This is a genomic window from Vibrio glycogenivorans, assembly GCF_051660965.1.
GTDB lineage: Bacteria > Pseudomonadota > Gammaproteobacteria > Enterobacterales > Vibrionaceae > Vibrio.
In genome coordinates this window covers 330,012-348,413 of record NZ_JBPVIS010000003.1, presented here as the reverse complement: position 1 = coordinate 348,413, position 18,402 = coordinate 330,012, and the positions used below count along the sequence as shown (strand labels likewise).

General features: G+C 48.9%; 16 protein-coding genes. 14 read left to right on the top strand and 2 right to left on the bottom strand.

The genetic code is table 11. The annotated features are described in order from the left end of the window. Positions 1–17 precede the first annotated feature (17 nt). Positions 18–728, bottom strand: coding sequence for a hypothetical protein (locus ACSTTG_RS09595; RefSeq protein ID WP_438474640.1), 711 nt, complete (start codon positions 726–728; stop codon positions 18–20). 272 nt (positions 729–1,000) lie between these two features. On the opposite strand from ACSTTG_RS09595, the gene ACSTTG_RS09590 reads away from it, so the two are divergent. The 3 genes from ACSTTG_RS09590 (at position 1,001) to ACSTTG_RS09580 (ending at position 3,850) form a co-directional block, all read left to right on the top strand. Further along, the gene (locus ACSTTG_RS09590; RefSeq protein WP_438474639.1) at positions 1,001–2,398 is read left to right on the top strand and encodes a c-type cytochrome; all 1,398 of its coding nucleotides are present in this window, start codon (positions 1,001–1,003) and stop codon (positions 2,396–2,398) included. Positions 2,399–2,585: 187 nt separating this feature from the next. Further along, positions 2,586–3,281 carry a hypothetical protein gene (locus ACSTTG_RS09585; RefSeq protein ID WP_438458671.1) on the top strand — a complete coding sequence of 232 codons (696 nt, stop codon included), beginning with the start codon at positions 2,586–2,588 and terminating at the stop codon, positions 3,279–3,281. Between the two features lie 68 nt (positions 3,282–3,349). Next, positions 3,350–3,850 (top strand): tetratricopeptide repeat protein, encoded by a 501-nt coding sequence (locus ACSTTG_RS09580; RefSeq protein ID WP_438474638.1) that lies wholly within the window; start codon positions 3,350–3,352, stop codon positions 3,848–3,850. A 98-nt stretch (positions 3,851–3,948) separates the two neighbouring features. Here the strand turns inward: ACSTTG_RS09580 and ACSTTG_RS09575 are convergent, their stop codons facing one another. After that, positions 3,949–4,791, bottom strand: a complete 843-nt coding sequence (locus tag ACSTTG_RS09575) for an AraC family transcriptional regulator (RefSeq protein ID WP_438474637.1) — start codon at positions 4,789–4,791, stop codon at positions 3,949–3,951. Positions 4,792–4,961: 170 nt separating this feature from the next. Between ACSTTG_RS09575 and ACSTTG_RS09570 the strand changes: the two genes are divergently transcribed. The 11 genes from ACSTTG_RS09570 to ACSTTG_RS09520 all read left to right on the top strand — a co-directional run bounded on the left by ACSTTG_RS09570 (position 4,962) and on the right by ACSTTG_RS09520 (position 18,385). After that, positions 4,962–5,867, top strand: a complete 906-nt coding sequence (locus ACSTTG_RS09570; RefSeq protein ID WP_438474636.1) for a carbohydrate kinase family protein — start codon at positions 4,962–4,964, stop codon at positions 5,865–5,867. Between the two features lie 11 nt (positions 5,868–5,878). Continuing rightward, entirely contained in the window at positions 5,879–7,393 is a 1,515-nt protein-coding gene (locus ACSTTG_RS09565; protein WP_438458675.1) for an L-fucose/L-arabinose isomerase family protein, read from the top strand. A gap of 26 nt (positions 7,394–7,419) precedes the next feature. Further along, entirely contained in the window at positions 7,420–8,259 is an 840-nt protein-coding gene (locus tag ACSTTG_RS09560; RefSeq protein WP_438458676.1) for a class II fructose-bisphosphate aldolase, read from the top strand. Positions 8,260–8,407: 148 nt separating this feature from the next. After that, on the top strand, positions 8,408–9,532 hold the full coding sequence (locus tag ACSTTG_RS09555; RefSeq protein ID WP_438474635.1) for a zinc-dependent alcohol dehydrogenase: 1,125 nt from the start codon (positions 8,408–8,410) through the stop codon (positions 9,530–9,532). Between the two features lie 184 nt (positions 9,533–9,716). Further along, a complete protein-coding gene (locus tag ACSTTG_RS09550; protein ID WP_438474634.1) occupies positions 9,717–10,691 on the top strand; it encodes an acetylxylan esterase in 975 nt (324 codons plus the stop codon). Next, positions 10,681–11,409, top strand: coding sequence for an esterase family protein (locus ACSTTG_RS09545; RefSeq protein WP_438474633.1), 729 nt, complete (start codon positions 10,681–10,683; stop codon positions 11,407–11,409). Before ACSTTG_RS09550 ends, ACSTTG_RS09545 begins: the two co-directional genes overlap by 11 nt. Before the next feature lie 234 nt (positions 11,410–11,643). Next, complete coding sequence (locus ACSTTG_RS09540) at positions 11,644–13,344, top strand: alkaline phosphatase family protein (protein WP_438474632.1); 1,701 nt, start codon at positions 11,644–11,646, stop codon at positions 13,342–13,344. A 153-nt stretch (positions 13,345–13,497) separates the two neighbouring features. After that, entirely contained in the window at positions 13,498–14,337 is an 840-nt protein-coding gene (locus ACSTTG_RS09535; protein ID WP_438474631.1) for a TOBE domain-containing protein, read from the top strand. A 299-nt stretch (positions 14,338–14,636) separates the two neighbouring features. Continuing rightward, on the top strand, positions 14,637–16,658 hold the full coding sequence (locus ACSTTG_RS09530; protein ID WP_438474630.1) for a TonB-dependent receptor plug domain-containing protein: 2,022 nt from the start codon (positions 14,637–14,639) through the stop codon (positions 16,656–16,658). A gap of 42 nt (positions 16,659–16,700) precedes the next feature. Further along, complete coding sequence (locus tag ACSTTG_RS09525) at positions 16,701–17,390, top strand: GTP-binding protein (protein WP_438474628.1); 690 nt, start codon at positions 16,701–16,703, stop codon at positions 17,388–17,390. Between the two features lie 2 nt (positions 17,391–17,392). Next, positions 17,393–18,385, top strand: a complete 993-nt coding sequence (locus tag ACSTTG_RS09520; protein WP_438474627.1) for an ATP-binding cassette domain-containing protein — start codon at positions 17,393–17,395, stop codon at positions 18,383–18,385. The last annotated feature ends 17 nt before the right edge of the window (positions 18,386–18,402 follow it).

Below are 18,402 nucleotides of genomic sequence, written 5' to 3'. Positions count from 1 at the left end.
AGCTCGTTAACAAATGGCTAAAAGTAAAATGTGACCCCGGCATAGGGCCCTTTGAGCTTTTCGTCATCGGTGTTGAGCCATTTGTAGCCGCCTTTAAGCGCCGCATAGCGGGTCTTGAGCATCACCGCGAGATCATATTCGGCCATATTAGCCGCCCAGGCAGGTCGAAACTCGAATCCAGCCCAAGGTGAGGCGTGCACTAGTAGGGGGGTGGTGAAATAATCGTAGGACCGTGTTCGTTCACCTTTTGTATTCAACCTTCCCAACCCCAAGTCGGCTTCAACAGAGTCACCAAAGGACATCCGATAGGTGGCGAAAATACGTTCGAACTCGAGATTATAACTTGGCTGCGTTTGGTCAAATCGACTGTGATGATAGTTCATAGCAATAGCCCCATAACCAAGCTCAAGTTTTAGGTCATTTGAGTGTATTTTGGATGAGTATTGGTGATAGGTACCATCAAGGCGCAAATAAGGGATCAGCGGATCGCCGGTTAGGCGAGGGTTGGTATTTTTATCTTTTTTTGATTGAAAAAACAGGCCATTTTCAAGTCGGGTGAAGCTATAGCTACCGCCTTCGAGCACTATCTCATCGACGATTTGACTGGCAACGCAACGGATGGAGATGTAAATCTCATCACACACCGAGTTACTGACTCGTGCACTCGAAGAGCCTCGCTTGGCTTTGATGCTGTCTTCAAACGACTCGAGATCACTTCCATAGGCCATAGCCGAGAATATAAGGCTAAAAATTACAAAATTAAGCCGACGGTAACCAGATAAATACATAAAACAGTCATAGCTAATAAGAGAGCGATGAGGTTAGCTTTATTAGAACTAGTTGGCAAGTTACATCAACCCATAGTGAAAGTAAGTTGTAAAGGAATGTAAAGCTACGTCAAGACTAATATTGTAATACAATAAACCTGTTAGACTGGGTAAATTCAACAGGCTGATATTAACTTGAGGTAAGGATGACCATAAAAAGCATATTTTTCGCCATGCTATTTTCTATTTCTTTTGCTACGTTCGCTTCGTCTGAGCCTAATACTATTAGAGATATTACCCGTCAGCAGGTGGATGAAAACGCCCTGACTGAGGCTGTTGCCTCACGTAGCTTATCATGGTTGACGGGAAGTTCAGCGAATAACGACTATATATCAGTCGGTAGAATGGCAAACTATTTTGGCTTTGTCGGATTGCGCGTTGCCAGTGGACACAGCCTATCCCGCAGCCAGGTCGCGAAACAGACACTTGCAGTCCTTAGTGATAGCCAAAGGCGCGAACTCGTCGATCTAGTTCAACAGCAGAAAACCCCATACGAGAGAGTGACCAAATCCCGTTTTGCGATAAATCGGGCACTAGAGGGTCTATTAGTTGGCGAGCTGATATCACACGGTGACTTTGTTATTTTGGGCGAGCAATATGGACTCGATGAGGCGATGCTGGGCTCCACTATTGCCCAACGCCTTGGGTCGATTACCCAATCGCTCACGGATCAGCAAAAGAAGCAGCTTAACACTATCCGCACAGCACATTTAGCTGGGCGTGGCCATGAGCTTTCTTTTCAAGAATATAAGCTCAAACTAAGTAAAGAAGACAAGCGTGAGTTGACCAATCTTGCCGCTAGGCTGTTGAGTTGGTCTACGGGTAGCGTTGAATACAATGATTTTGAGGTGGTGGGTAAACCAAGCCAACATTTTGGCTTTGTCAGTTTACGAATCGAGTCAAATCACGGCGTGAAGCGTGGTCAAATTGCCAAGCAGGTGATGGAGCTTCTTAGCGATGAGCAGCTCGGATACCTGCGTCAATCAGCCCAAAATAATATCAAGCAATTTGAAATGTTTATGCATAGCCGAGGCAAGCTACTTCGTGAGCTTGAAGTAGCGCTTGATGGTGGCGTGATTGACCTAAGCAAGGTAGCGGAACTTGGGCGTGAAGTGGGGCGGATTGAGGCACTAATGACATGGGAACAAGCACAAGCGATGCTAAAAGTGAGGCAGACTCTCTCGCCATCACAATCGTCATTATTGCTTGAGATGCGTGCCCAGTATATCGCCAATAAATCGGCAGTGGTTGTCGAAGACCCTATCAGTCGAGGGCGTCAGTTATACTCCCAGTGCAGCTTATGCCACTCAAGCACCACCCCCTCCGTGATTGCCCCGAAGATCGACAGCATTCTGGGCGCGAAAGTCGCTGGTGACTCTGACTTCGCTTATTACTCTCCCGCAATAATGGAATTTGCCCAAAACCAAAAAATTTGGAGTGAAAGTTTGTTTGAGCAATTTATTGCTTCGCCACGAGCGCTGATTCCTGGGACCTACATGGGCTTTAGTGGATTGAGTCATCAAAAGGACCGAGAGGCATTAGTAAAATATATTCGCTCTTTAGATGATTAGATATCACTACCATTGGTGTGTTGCAAAACGATAGGTAAACCACAAATAGCGAAAGGTAGTCGACTTTTTTTCAAAGAATAAGATATTAATCCAATATTCGGCGAAAAAAAAAGACTCAATCATTGATATGATTTGACGGGACTTGTACAAAGGCGGCGCCAAAGGCTATTTAAGAGAGTTTATCGAGATGTTGAAGAAAACCATTGTGGGCTCGTTTCTTTATGTTAACTATTATAAAGGAGCGTTGCTTAAAGTGACAATACTACCTATCACTTTATCAATACTACTCGAGTTGGCTTTATTTAGCGTTGATAACGAATTGCTCACTACTTTGGGTATCATTCTTTTGTCTTTTTTGTATGTGGTAGTGGCGATCAATGTACACAAGCTCGTGTTAAATGGTGTGGAATCGGTTCCTAAGTGGGGACGATTTACTCTAGGTCAGGTGGAAATCGCATTTATTGGTCACTCTCTATGCCTCGTCTTGGCGCTAATTTCTTCTGGGGTTGCTGTGGTTTTGCTTGCTTCATTGGTACAAAACACCACGTTTATCCAAGCTGTGATCTTTGTCGGTATGTTGGCGCTCTATGTCATCATGTGTCGCCTGTGTGTTATTTTTCCGGCCATCGCAATGGAACACGCCCTCACATTTCGCCAGGCATGGCAACTGACCAGGGGCAAGTCTGCTTACATGTTTGCTGTTGTGGGTGTTTATCCTGTCATATTAGGCTTGCTAATCTCGCCACTTTTGACCAGCGGATTGCCGCATGTGGTCGTTAATCTTGTCAGCAATGTGGTGATGATTCTCACCGTAACCTCGCTTTCTTTGGCTTACAAGGAATTGGTCGAGAGCAATAGAAGTGAGTGCTTAATCGGTTGCTAATTTGAAGCTGAACCATCAGCCAATTGAGCACGTAGCATAGATAACAAACACTTATCTAGGTAAAAATCATGCTCAAACATGTCCTTTTTCTCTCTTTGCTCTTTGCAGTGGCGCCGATTATGGCTGCAGGGTCTGGTTCAAGCTCTGGCAGCAGCAGTGCGCTGACAAGGGCGGAACGCACTTATAATCAAGGGGTTGAACTGATGCGTAATGGTCAGTTCAACAAAGCAGAAAAAAAGTTTCGCCGCGCGATAGAACGAGAGGAGACGTGGGCACAAGCGCACAACAATCTCGCATACACATTGCGTAAGCAAGGCGAAGATAACTACTTTCAGGCCCTGTACCACTACAACAAAGCCATCGAATTAGCACCTGATCTGCCAGAGCCCTACATGTATCGCGGCGTACTTTACGTGCAAATGCAAAAGCCGGATTTTGCCCTGCGCGATCTTGAAACCCTCAAACGGCTTAGTCCAACGTTAGCAACTGAACTTGAGTACGTGATAGCTCAGGGTAGTGAGAAAACCCCTGAGCAATTTTTTGGAGTCTCTGCAAAAGTAGAGCAGTAAAAAGCGCTACTTGATCCAATGGGGCAGGGCCTACTCGTTTAGGTGCCTGTCCCTTTTTCTGCATGTCTCTATATTATTGGATTATCAGCTGTTTTTTATTAACTCAAGTAACTTGAGCGAAAACCATTTGGTGTGTGTCCCGTTATGGTTTTGAACTGGCGGTGGAAGAAGGACATATTTTGGTAGCCGCATTGATAGGCGATTTGTTCAACCGAAAGTTCGGTCGACACTAGCAGGCCGCAGGCCTGGCTGACGCGAAACTCGTTGAGAAACTGGGTGAATGGCTTGCTAAAGGTTCGGGTGAAATATTTACTGAACGAGACGGGAGTCATATTGGTTACGGCTGCCATATCAGCGGCGGTGATCTTCTGGTCGAAATAATCGGTAATGTGGTTGAGAATGGCCTCGATACGCTTGTCTGAACCAAAGTCGAGATGCACATGGGTGTTTTGGCCCAGTGGCTCGATATGCTCCTTGAGGCTTAGCTCATGCAAAAGGTCAACAAAGCCCATAGTGCGATGGAAAGGACTTTTAAAGCGCAGGGCATTGAGGGATTCTCCCAACTCCTCGCAACCAATGAAAGACAGGCCGCTATGGCACTGCTCAAACAGGTGCTGGATGCTGGCAAACTCAGGCTTCGTTAGCCAGTTATCGCCAAGAAAGCTGTTATCCCATTGTGCAAACACGGATTTGACCCCAGTCTTTGAGCTGCCATCACTCTTCCAGCAGTGAGGGATGTTGGGCGCGACCAGAACCAACTCACCGGCGCTGTAGTGGCGCACCGCATTACCGGTGTAGGCCGTCCCCGTCCCCGCCAAGATATAAGTCAGCTCCCATTGCGGATGATAGTGCCAGGGAAAGCTGAAGACCTTTTTCTCGTACTGGTTAAAGAACAGCGACTGCTGCTGGTTATTGGGCACATGTTCTAATATCGGTTTCACCGCTCGCTCCCTAAAGCTTGATCAGGCTCTAATTTTCCATCTAAAGCGCTCACAATTTCCCATCAAGGGAAAAATAGTACACAAACAAACTAACTCAGTGTTTAAGCCCAGCTCAAGTTGTCTCTTAGTATTTCTGTACTGACTCACATATTTACATGGAGTGAAACACGATGAGTTTTGACGTGATTGTCTCAGGTCTCAATGTGGTGGACCTGTTAGTCACCCTTCCTGAGGAATACACCTTAGGCTGCAAGCATGAAGTAGACAACATCATGATCCAAGGTGGGGCACCGGCTGGAAATGGCGCCTGTGGATTAGCGAGCCTGGGTTTAAAAACCGCGTTTGTTGGTTATCTTGGCGATAACGCACAGAGCGACATTGCCCGCTCTGAACTGGCGCGTTGCGGGGTAGATACTAGCCTGTTTCTTCACGACTCAGCCGCGGTGCCAGCAACCGCTTTGGTGGAAGTTGACCCTAAATCGGGCGATAGAACAGTGTTTTATACCACCCAGGGTTATCGGGCCCTAACACCGGCCGATATTGATCCGGCTTGGCTTGAGGACACACGCCTTCTGTATGTCGATGGTTATGACGTTAAGGGCAATATTGCATTGCTCGAGATGGCAAAGCAGCGCGGGATCCCCTCTGTCATCGACATCGAGGCGGGTGATCACACGCAGCTTATCACCATGCTAAAACTGGCCGGGCACGCCATTCTGCCGCTTGAAGCGGCTCAATTTATTGCTAGTGAGCAAAATGCTGAGGCTTGCCTGAAAAAACTGAGTGAGTTGACCGAAGCGCAATTAGTGATCACCGATGGTGCGAATGGCAGTTGGGCACTCGTTGATCAGGAAGTGATTCACCAGCCGTGTTTCGAGGTTGCGGTGGTTGATACCACCGGTTGTGGTGATGCTTACCATGCAGCGTATGCTTACGCGTTGCTTCAAGAATCCCCTCTTGCCCAGCGTATGACTTTTGCTGCCGCTTTTGCAGCCATCGTCGCAACGCATTTTGGTGGTCGAACTGCCTTCCCTAGCGCAGCGGAAGTCGACGCCTTTATCAATAATTACAAATAATAGGTAACACTATGAGCATTAAATTCAATCAACGTATCGGTCTACTGGAAGAGCAGATGCGTCCACTTGTCACTCCACAAGCGCCACGCAAAGACGTGCCAATCGGCTTTATTGGTATTGGCTTCGAGCTTCACTTTGACTGGCAAAAAGCCAAGCAGTCGTACACGCAAGCCGTGAGCGATGTTAAGCAGGTATTCACCGATTACAACTCAATGCTGGCTGAACAAGAGCCAATCCAGACCAAAGAAGAGATGCTGGAACTGCTTGAGCGCTACTACTCGCAAGGTATGAAGGCGTTGGTTGTTTATCAGGCATCTTACATCCAGGGTGACCTCGCGCTAGCACTGGCCACTTGGCTTGCTGATCATGATGTGCCTGTCCTGAGTTGGTCACACACAGAAACCACTGGGGGCAGCCTGACTGCGAACCGCCTATGTGGTCAAAACTTCCTGCTGAATAATCTTTCCAATATGGAAGTGAAGTACTCGTGGATCTTTGAGCAGCCAGGTGCCGATAGTCTGGGCGAGTCTCTGGGTCGCTTTATTTCAGCGGTGTCTGCCAAAGCGCGCTTGAAGCACGCCAAGATCTTGATGGTTGGTGGCATGCGTGTTCCTGGTTTCTATGATTGTGAGCTTAACGAGATGTCGATTGCCAAGCATTTTGGCTTGGCGGTGGATCGCATCGACATGCAGACTATCTGGCGCCACGGTGAGGAGAACTTCAGTGAAGAGACACTTAACCCTATCGTTGATAAGTTGCTGTCTTCATCGATGGTGGCGGGTAATTTCGTTAAATACGATGAGGTCCTTAAGTCGGTTCGCCTATCACTCGCTATCGCTGATTTTGCTAACCGCAATGGTTATGTGGGCGTCGCGCTGAAAAACTGGCCTGAGCTGTTTGATAACTACGGCATCGCCGGCGATGGTGCGGGCTCGCTAGTGCAAGATCTCGGTATTCCAGTCGCGGATGAGTCGGATATGGGCGCCTTGCTGACCATGGTGACCTTCAATGAGCTGACCATGAGTGAAGGCTTGCCAACCTTGATGGACTTCTCGTTTGTCGATCACGCTGAGAACAAGGTCGGCATGTGGCACTGTGGCGGCACCGCGACCAAGTTGATGCGTGAGGGCACTCAGCTTGAGGTGCGTAACCACAGTATCCTAGATAACTACGATCCTGAAGACTCCTACGGCATGCTGTTTGAGTTTATGCAGGAGCTTGGCCCAATCACAGTGGCAAAATATCAGTACCCCCATGCCTCAACCATCTTTGCTTTTGAGGGCGACATTGTCGATTCACCAATGCGCTATCGAGGCTGTTACGGTGAGGTTGCACCGCGTGAGCTGTGCTCAAAATCAATCGCCGGTTCAATTATGAATCACGGCATGGATCACCACTGGGTGGTGGCGCGTGGTCATCTTATCGAAACGCTGCGTGAGTTTAACTACTGGGTTGGGGTTAATGAACTAGCACCAGCTGAGGCAAAAACCACGGGTCGCGGTTTACCCAAGAAACTTGATTATTAATTCAATAGGCCAACAGGGAAAAGACTATGAGTATGAACCTAACGTCGCTACTAAACAGTTACCGTAGGGACCAACGCTGTCTAGCTGGGTTTAACATCAATGATATCTATGATTTGCATGCGGTTGCTTTGGCGGCTAACGAGCTTGATCTGCCATTTATGGCGATGACCTACCCACCGGTTGCAGAGCTTAATGGCACTCACCTGTGCCGCAAGATGGTCGATGGCTTTGAGAAGATTGCCAACAACAAAATCTACCTGCACCTTGACCACAGCACGTCGGTCGACCTGTGTAAACAGGCGATTGATGATGGCTATGATTCGGTGATGATTGATGGCTCACACCATGATCTCAAAACCAATATTCAGATGACACGTGAGGTCGTGGACTACGCACGCAGTGCAGGCGTCACGGTTGAGGCAGAAATTGGCAAGATCATGGGTCGCGATGTCGTGGTTAAGAGTGAGGACGACTACCTAGCAAGTGTGGCGGACGTGGTCGCTCTGTGCGAAGAAGCGGGTCCAAACATTGTTGCAGTGGGTATTGGTACTGCGCATGGCTTTACGCCAACCACGCCAAAAATCCACTTTGACCGCCTGCAAGCCATTGCTAATGCAGTGCCAAATCCGCTCGTGCTTCACGGTGGAACAGGCATTGCTGATGAGGATATCCAAAAAGCCATCACGATGGGGATTGCCAAAATCAATATCGGCACCATAGTGCACACCACCTATATGCGTGAAGCCTATGAGCGAATTGCAAAAGATGTCGCATCAGCCTACCCACCGTTCATTATGAAAGAGGTGATCCCAGAGGTTCAAGCTGTGGTTCTGGACCGATTAAAGGCGGTGAACCCTCACTTATAATCCAACAGATTAGCCCATAACAACGCCCTAGACCGACCGGTCTAGGGCAGATTTCCCGGTCAATACTGCCGCGCCATTTCGCTATGGGGGAGCAGGTATTGCCCATTTTTACCAAACGATTTCTACCAATTTAGAGAGAAGCCTTGATATGAGCATTGCTGTACCAGAAAAAGCCAAAGTTGCCGTCCTGCGCGACTTAAAAACCTTTGAATTTGTTTCTTACCCGATCCCGCAGATCCAAGACGATGAAATCTTGATCAAAGTCGAGGGTTGTGGCGTGTGTGGCACCGATGTGCACGAATACCGGAATGACCCGTTTAGCGTGATGCCGATTGTTCTTGGCCATGAGGGGACTGGGCGCATCGTTAAGATGGGCAAAAATGTCACTAAAGATAGTACAGGTAAGCCGATTGAAGTCGGCTCAAAGATCATCACCAGTATTATCCCATGTGGTGAGTGTGAACCATGTAAAACTGCGCCGGCCAGAACCAATATGTGTGAAAACATGGGCTGTTATGGCTTGATGGGCGACCAGCCAGAGAACCGTTTTAATGGCTGGTTCGGCGATTACCTAGTGATCAAGCCAGGCTCCACTTTGTTCAACGTGTCTGAGTTTAGTCTTAAAGAGCGTATCCTGATTGAGCCCGTTGCTGTCGCGGTTCACGCGGTAGAGCGAGCAAAAACGACCGGTCTTATCAACTTTGCCTCTTCAGTGTTGATCCAAGGAGCAGGCCCCATTGGTCTTTCAGTCATCGCTGTACTAAAGACGCTAGGTGTACAGAACATTATTGCCGTTGACGGCCAAGCTTCTCGCCTCGAGCTGGCAAAAGAGCTCGGCGCCACTCATGTGGTTAACTTTATGGATTTTGATTCGAGCGACGATTTAGCGGCTCATGTGCAGACGCTGACTAACGGGCGCGGTGCTAAGTTTGTCTTCCAGTGCACGGGGGTAACTGCAGCGGCAACTACGGCCTTTAAACTGGTAGAGCGTGGCGGCGGCTTATGTGAGGTGGGTTTCTTCGTTAACCTAGGTGAGGCGGCCTACAATCCGCATATCGATATCTGCAATAAAGAGCTTACCTTGGTGGGCTCTTGGGCCTACAGTCCAGAAGACTACCCAAATGCGATTGAGTGTATGCGAGGCATCAAGCGCATTGGTCTGCCGATCGAAAAGTTGGTCACACATGAGTTCCCGCTCGATCAGATCACCGAGGCGGTCGAAACCAACATTCGCATGGAAGGGATTAAGGTTATCACTGTTAACGACGATTAATCTCACCCAACTCCAACCTTCCCAAACTGCGTTAGTGTCCTGCCTTGTCGGCGCTAACGCCATCCTAAGCTTTCTGTCTTTGCGAGTGATGTTAAAGGTTTGCCTATCTACTGTGGTGAATAATTAATCTAAGTGTAATATGTAACGAATAAGATTAATTCATTATCATCAAGGACATAGGGACATGTCTAAGATCATTGACCACGATTTTCCATTTGAGCCAGATTATGGCTACGACCTGAAACGTTTACAATCGGTGCCCAGCGGGATAGAGCCAAGTGGGTTTGAAGATTTTTGGCAGCAAAAGTACCAAGAAGCTGCACAAGTCAGTACGCATTTAAGTCTGCAAGACAGTGGCGTAACAACCCAGCGTTGGCGAGTATTTAATTGTTACTACGACTCGACTGAAGGCGTACGCATCGGAGGTTGGTTGTTGCTGCCCTTATGTGGGGGCGTAGAAGCTGCGGTGATTTATGGTCACGGTTATGGTGGCTTACACGCCCCCGATACTTCTTGGGCGCTTGATAATACCGCAATCCTTATGCCTTGTATTCGTGGGATTAGCCGTAGTCGCTACCCGGGGGTATCGGATGATCCCTATTGGCATGTCCTACATCATATTCAAGACCCGCACCAGTATATTATTGGCGGCTGTGTGCAAGATATCTGGTGCGGCATCTCTGCACTCTTGACCTTGTTTCCCGGTATTGAGCAGGCTATAGGCTATGCGGGGGATAGCTTTGGTGGGGGGCTGGGCGTTATAGCCACGGCCTTTGATCTGCGCATTACGCGAGGACATTTTCATGTGCCCACCTTTGGCAATACCCAGTTGAGATTGACCATGCCCACGGTCGGCAGCACTCAAGCCTTGATTGACTTCAAGGATAAAGCGCTGCTGGCAAAGACCTTGCCTTATTTTGATACTTCTGTTGCAGCGCGCTATCTCACTCAACCCACCCACTGGGGCTTAGCGCTGTTCGATCCGTTTGTCGCACCTCCTGGGCAGTTCAGCGCCTTTAATGCATGTTTAAGCCCTAAAAAACTGACGGTTTTAGATGCCGGGCACTTTGATTACCAAGGTAAAGTACAACAGCTGCGAGCTATGAAGCAAAACGTTCACCGATTTTTTAACCAATTAAGGATCAAGGATGCATCGTGAATATCACCGCTGGTGGAGTCCAAACTTAGACCGCGAGATGGAGCTATTGATCTTCGGCCACGGCGGCGCAAAGGTGTTGGTGTTTCCAACCAGAGGCGGACGATTTTTTGAGTATGAGAACCTAGGTTTGGTCAGCTCAATCGCCAATAAAATCAATGCTGGGCAGTTACAACTGTATTGTGTAGACAGTATCGACAGTGAAAGCATGTACTGCTTTTGGGCCCACCCGCACGGGCGGATTGAGCGACACAAGCGCTATGAGGAGTATATCCTGCGTGAGGTGCTGCCCTTGATGGCGATGAAAAATGATCATCCATGCACTATTGCCCATGGATGCTCCCTCGGGGCGTACCACGCAGCCAATATTTTCTTTCGTCATCCGCACTTGTTTGACAAGCTAGCGGCGTTTTCGGGTCGATATGATTTAACCTGGGGTGTTGAGTCATTTGGTGATCTGTTTGATGGTTACTACAACGAGGATATTTACTTTAATACCCCAACGCATTTCTTAAACAATCTCTCCAATCCAGAACAGCTTAATCATATTCGAAACAGCGACATCGTCTTTGTGGTCGGTAAGGAAGACCCTTTCTTGTACAACAACCATCTGATCAGCCGGACCCTCAACCAAAAAGGTGTGCATCACCGCTTGTATGAGTGGGATGGACGAGCGCACCGCGGACGTTATTGGCGCCAAATGGTACCCCTGTATCTCTAGTAGCCAACGCATTAACCGCATCAATAGACGCTATAAGTGAGGATTATTGTTCAGGCGGACTGATAACCCTATGATTAATTTTGCTTTATTAGGTTAAGTCGGTCAGCAAAATAGCGAATATTCACCAGATTAATACTCTCTATTTATCCAGCTATGTTGTTGTTGAACTAGGCTAAACCTATGATCCACAGTAAATTTAGTCAGTTAACCTAAGCTTTGGCTTTTGGAGAAAATATGCGAGTCGATGTTAGAAATATGCTTGCTTTAGGCTTGGTGAGTACCTTGGTGTCAGCCAATGTTCACGCGGCGGAAAATCCGTCTTTAGTATTGCAAATCACGGTTGATGCCCTGCGTGGCGACCTACCAACACGTTATAATGCGCAGATGGGAGAGGGTGGTTTTAACTACCTAATGAAAAATGGCCTTCATTTTAATAATGCCCACTATCAGCATGCCAATACGGAAACCATTGTGGGCCATGCGGCATTGGCAACGGGGACGACGCCATCGGTGAACGGTATGGTAGCCAACGTATGGTATGACCGTGCGGATAACAGGCCGATTTACAATATTGAGGACAGCAACTTCTCGCTGCTGACGAGCGGCGCGGATGTCGATAGCGCAGTTGAGGTGGATGATACCCAGCGTGTGGCGCAAGGTGATGGTCGCTCTCCGGTTAATCTTTATACCTCTACCATCGCAGATGAGATGGTCAAAGCCAGCAATGGCAAGTCAAAGGCCGTCGCTATCTCGTTTAAAGATCGCGCTGCGGTTTCGATGGCGGGCTCGCTTGGCAAGGCGTTTTGGTTCTCTAAAGCCAGTGGTGATTTCGTTAGCAGTGACTACTACTATTCTGACTACCCAGACTGGGTAACGCAGTGGAACGACAGCAAGTTTATTGAGCGCTACCATAATCAAAGATGGGAGCTTTTATATCCTCGCGAAGGCTATCTGTTTGCAGAAGAGGGTGACATCAGCTTCAAAACCGAGCTAGCCACCTTCAAGCGTAGCTTTCCATACCCGTATGGCCCTTCGACCTTTCCTTATTTCACCACGATGTTGAGCTTGAGCCCAGCCGGCGATGAAATTGTGGCAGATTTTACTAAACAAGCCATTGAATCCGAGCAGTTAGGGCAGGGGGAATATACCGATTATCTCTCAGTGAGTTTTTCTGCGCTGGACTATGTCATCCACGTTAATGGCCCATCGAGTATCGAGGCTGAGGATGCGTTGCTGCGTCTCGACAACATCTTTGCAGACCTGTTTGAGTTTATTGATGACAAGGTCGGTCTTGATAACACGCTTATCGTGCTATCAGCGGACCATGGCGCTCCGGATACCCCAAGCTATATCGCCAACTTCGGCGCACAGAAGAAAAACCTCTTCGATGTCAGCTTACTCGAAGACCAAGGCCTGTTCGCGAAAACCGCACAGCAGTTTGGTTTAGGCTCAGAGTTGGTGCTCGACTACTCAGATCCGTACCTCTACCTTGATCACGAGCTGATCACCGCTAAGGGCCACAAGGTTGCGAAGGTGCAACGCTTTATCGCCGATCAACTGGTCACTATCGCAGGCGTGCATAAGGCAGTGACCGCAGAGGATATTGTTCGTGGCAACCTCAACCAGAGCCGTATTAATCAGCTGGTGATTAATAATTACTTCCCAGCTCGTTCGGGGGACATTCACCTTATTTTTGAACCAGGCGTGTACATCAATGAATTTGATAGCTTGCAAGTGGCATCGGTGCATGGCTCACCATGGCGGTATGATACCTATGTACCGGTTATGTTCGCAGGCTCTGGGCTTAAGGCGGGCTCAATCTCACGTCAAATCACGCCGTATGATATCGCGCCAACCATCGCCAATCTGCTTGGGGTGACTGCACCAACGGGAGCAACAGGTGAGGTGTTGCATGAGGTAGCTGACAAGAAATAGATAAAGTCATCCCCTGAAATATTCACCCTCAGTTTATTCAGATGGTAAGAAACTTGCAGGATCCTTCATCAAAAGCGCGTGACGGGGTGTTATGGGGAAATCTTGCACCTCGTTGACGCATCGTGCTCTTGCATTATTCATACAGGGAGTCAGATGACGGATTTGAAGCAAGCTCTTGAGGGCATCAATCTTCAAACCCAACTCACTATCGATAGTGAGTTGGGTTTGCTACTCAACAATACTCGCATTCGACTACTCGAGGCGATTGATACTCACGGCAGTTTAAACGCTGCAGCCAAAAGCTTACCCCTGTCTTATAAAGCCGCTTGGGATGCCCTTGATCACATCAATAACCTTGCGCTAGAGCCGGTAGTGTTACGCAGCACAGGCGGCGCGAAGGGGGGAGGCACTCAGCTGACTGGCTATGGTCGCCAGTTAATTGGCCTCTATCGATGCCTCGAGCTTGAGCAGCAGCGCAATCTAGACAGCTTTCAACAATGGATGCGACATCAGCAAGACGCCGAGCAAGAGCTGAATAATTATCGGCAGTTGCTGTGGAGAATGAACCTATCGAGCTCGGCGCGCAATCAGTTCTTCGGAAAAATCGAGTTGCAAGCACACGGTGTCGTTAATGCTCAGGTGACTTTGAGCCTGGATGGGGCGCTGACTTTAGTGGCGACAATCACCGAGCAGTCGCTGTCGAACATGGGTCTTGCGGCCGGCGATCATATCCTAGCGATGGTCAAGGCCTCGCAAGTGGTGTTGTTTGGCGGGAAGGTAACTAGTTGCTCACTACAAAACCTCTATCAGGGCGAAATAGTGAGAATTGAACACGGCTCTGTACACAGCGAGGTCAATGTCGACATCGGCGGACATAAAACCCTGTGTGCCTCAGTCACCCGAAGCAGTGCAGAGCAAATGGGTCTGGCAGAGGGTATGCAGGTCAGCGCAGGGTTCTCTGCAGCCAATGTCATTTTGTGTGGCGAGAGTTAGTAAAAAGAGGCGAGATTCAAGAGGCGAGAAGCGAGAAATTAACCAGGTGCGGCTCGTTACTCGTATCTCGGAACGAAGTGTAACCCGTTCCCCGCCCCTAAATGTCGTGTCTCATTTATGACATAGTTAATAGTTGTCGTAAATGAGACGGGGTTACAATGTAACTTATCAATATAAGTTTTTGAAAAATTGGGAATGTAAGCAAAGTATCTCTTGGTGCGTGAATTGCAATTAGCGTTATATACCGACCTATATAACGGTATGGAAACAGTGACGATTGCATTTAGAAAGGAAGATACATGCATTATCAAGGAAATCGAAAACGTTTATTAATCTTTGCTGTAGCTGCATTGAGCTTGCCCCTTGAAGCACAGGCACAGCAAACCGATGAAGTGGTGACGGTCTATGGACAGACGCTGCCACAGTCGTTTCAATCCGACAGTCTTAGCAACCCTTATCGTCTGAGTGCCAGCTCTAGTATTAGCAGCCAAACCCTCAATCGAGAGCAGTTGCAGGAGATTGAGGCGAGGAATATCTTTGAGCTGCTCGATCACCTGCCAGGGGTCAATGTTCAAAGGCGTGGACGCAAACAACCTTATGTTATCGCTGTGCGTGGTGATAAGAATTTCGCTTACCTAATCGATGGAGCCTATTTTAACACCGCGGCGGCGAGTCGAGTTTTGCAAAACCTTTCGGTCAGCGATATAGAGCAGCTGCAGATTGTCCGAGATGCATCGGTGCTGTCTCTTGGGCCTTTAACCGATATCGGCTCAGCATCTAATGGCGCGTTAAATAGTGGCTTTATCGTTATTCGCACGCGTCAAGCGAGCAAACGGAGTCTAGAGCTTAATGCCAGTGCTGAGCATCCCGAAGCCTACAAAGCTGGCGTTTATCTTGGCAGCGACCATCAGTTTGAACGCATGCGTGGCTATGCCAATGTATCGTTGAATTACAGTAATCAAAGTGACTACAAGGATTGGTACGATGGCTCTGAGTACCAAAATATGCTGATTGGTGGTGGGTTGTCGGGAGAAAGGCTCTCTACCTCAATCAGCGCCTATATTGATGAGGGGAGTGATCGGTTTCAGCGTGCCGACCCCGATCAAGCTAAAGATAAGCTGGCCTACGCCAAGTGGCGCTATGATTCACTGAAAACCCGTATGGTCGCACTCAATTCTGAGATGGTGTGGAATCCGGACCATGTAAGCCTGTTGCAGATGTCATACAACAAGGTCTCAAGCTTGTTGATTAGAGAGTACTTCGCTTTTCCTGAGGGGCAAGAACAACCCAAAGCTGAGGATCCCAAATACAGTGAATCGATGACCTACCGCATCGCTGCTCGTCACAGTTGGAAGCTTGGTAACCATTTGCTCCAAGCAGGCGGCGACTATCTTCACTGGGAAAGTCCATATGGTGAGCTTAACTATGATGGCTTTGCTAGAGAAGAGCAGGTGCTCGGCGGATTTATCCTTGGTGAGAGTGCGTTGCTTGACCAGCAGTTAATGCTTGATGCGAGTGTCAGATTGGATAGTAAATACGTCAAGCAAGGGGTCGATTTCATCTCGGATAAGGACAAAGATAAGCAGAGTTATCGTGACCGCCGCTTACCCAACTCACTGTTTTATGGCGCGGGTGCCAGTTGGAATGGCTTGGAGGGCTACTTGCTAAATGCTCGCTATGCCTTCGGCCGTCAAGGGGGCGTTCATGATCTCCCTATGGTCGACAATGTCGATGCCGAGCCGATGCGTCAGCATCGCTGGGAGCTTGGTATTGCGGCCGATTGGGGGCGTTATATCCAGCCACGTGTGACCTGGTTTCAGCGTCGAATCGAAAACGATAAACAGCCCGTCGACTATGATGAAGCTCTTCTGCTGACTCGCTTTGACCAAAGCCAGCGCCGTAACAGCGGCACCGAGTTGATGCTTGATGGGCAGCTGAGCGACAACCTGTGTTACGACGCGAGTTGGACCTACATCTATACCCAATCACAGCACTGGGATCGCCTGTTGGCGGGGTCTTACCCTGAGCATATGGTCAACTTTGCCTTGACCCAATGGTGGCAGGACTACCAACTGCGACTTCAGGGGCGCTATGTCAGTGACTACTACTCAAACAGCAATTTTGCCAAAGATGGTGAAGCGCATCGAGTCGGTGACTACTGGGTGGTCGATACCCGATTGAGCCGAGAGTTAGAGCTTGATCCCGCTGTGCTTAATCTCAGTCTGTATGTGATGAATCTTGGTGACACTCAATATCAAAGCCAATACGCCTATGCTGACCAAGGTCGACGAATTGGTGTCGAGGTCAGTGCCGCGTTTTAACCCAAAGCGAGTTAGAGCAGAGTTTTAATATAAGGAGTTGAGATGCAGTTAGTCACCATATCTGGGCCGCCGTCATCAGGGAAAACCGCAGTGATCAGCAAAGTGATCGCTCATCTACAACAGCAGCAAAAGCGGGTTGGAGTGGTCAAATTTGATTGTCTGGTTTCCGATGATCAAAGCCGCTACGAAACCTTAGGTGTTCCAGTAAGGACTGGGATAGCAGGGAACCTGTGCCCAGATCATTACTTTGTCAGCAATATTCAAGACTGCGTAGAGTGGGGACAAGCGCAGGATCTGCAGCTGCTGTTGTCAGAGAGTGCGGGGCTATGCAATCGCTGCTCCCCGCATGTGCGGGGCGTGATGGCGGTATGCGTGATTGATAACCTGATGGGGCTTACCACACCGAAAAAAGTCGGCCCAATGCTGCGCTTTGCCGATGTGGTGGTGATCACCAAAGGGGACATTGTCTCGCAGGCAGAGCGAGAGGTATTTGCCTACCAAGTTCGTCAGTCTAATCCTCGAGCGAAAATTATCCATGTCAACGGCTTATCGGGGCAGGGATGCTTTGAGCTGTCGACTCTATTTAACGAGAGCCCTTCGGTATGTAGCCTAGTCGATGGTGGGTTGCGTTTTACCTTGCCTGCCGCCGTTTGTTCCTATTGCCTGGGTGAGACCCAGATTGGTGACCAATACCAGGTGGGTAACGTTAAGAAAATGGCGATGGGAGGCTGAAGATGCAGATTGATTGTGTAGAAGAGTCTATGGCGATGAGTTGTATACAGCTGCAGCAAGCTTATCCGAGCGTTAAAGCTTTCTTTAGGCAGTGGCAGATTCTTCCTGACCATCGTCCCTTTAGGCTTGTACTGGCGGGTTTATCTAGGTGTTACTTTGAGCAAATCGGCCAAGAGCCTCAGCAGTTGTGGGAGAGTTTTATACATGCCTTAACCCAGGCGATCGACCATGGACCTAAGGACAATGACATCGTTAGCCTGAGCATCGTTGGTGGGCGTAATAAGCTCGGTGAGTCAGAAAATATCACCATCACCTTAGAGCCTGGCTCGGTCAGCAGTATCGTCGGCCCAACGGGTTCGGGAAAGAGTCGCCTTTTGGCGGATATAGAGTGGCTAGCACAAGGAGATACCCCAACGGGGCGGCAAATCTTGATTAATGGTCAGGTGCCTGATCCCGAGCTGCGTTTTAGCTTGGAGAACAAGCTCGTGGCGCAGCTGTCGCAGAATATGAACTTTGTGGTCGATGCTAAGGTGGGCGAGTTTATCGAGATGCATGCTGCTAGTCGTCAGATCACCACCGTTGGCGTACTCGATCAGATCTTAAGCCAAGCGAATCTACTCGCGGGCGAAGCGTTTAGCGCTGACACCCCTTTAACCGCGCTGTCCGGTGGTCAGTCACGAGCGCTAATGATAGCTGATACCGCTTTTTTGAGCGCATCGCCAGTGGTGCTGATTGATGAGATAGAAAATGCAGGCATCGACCGGCAACAAGCGCTGTCATTATTGGTTGATCGCAACAAGATCGTCTTGATCTCCACCCATGATCCGGTATTGGCGCTAATGGCAGAGACACGGCTGGTGATCCGTCATGGCGGTATTGCTAAGCAGCTAACCATAAGCCTGGCCGAGCAGCAGCGCTTGAGTGAGCTCGAATCGGCGGATAGAGAGCTTCAGCAACTGCGGCAGCAACTTAGGGAGGGGAGTCGCCTCGCATAAGGATGACGGGATGAATA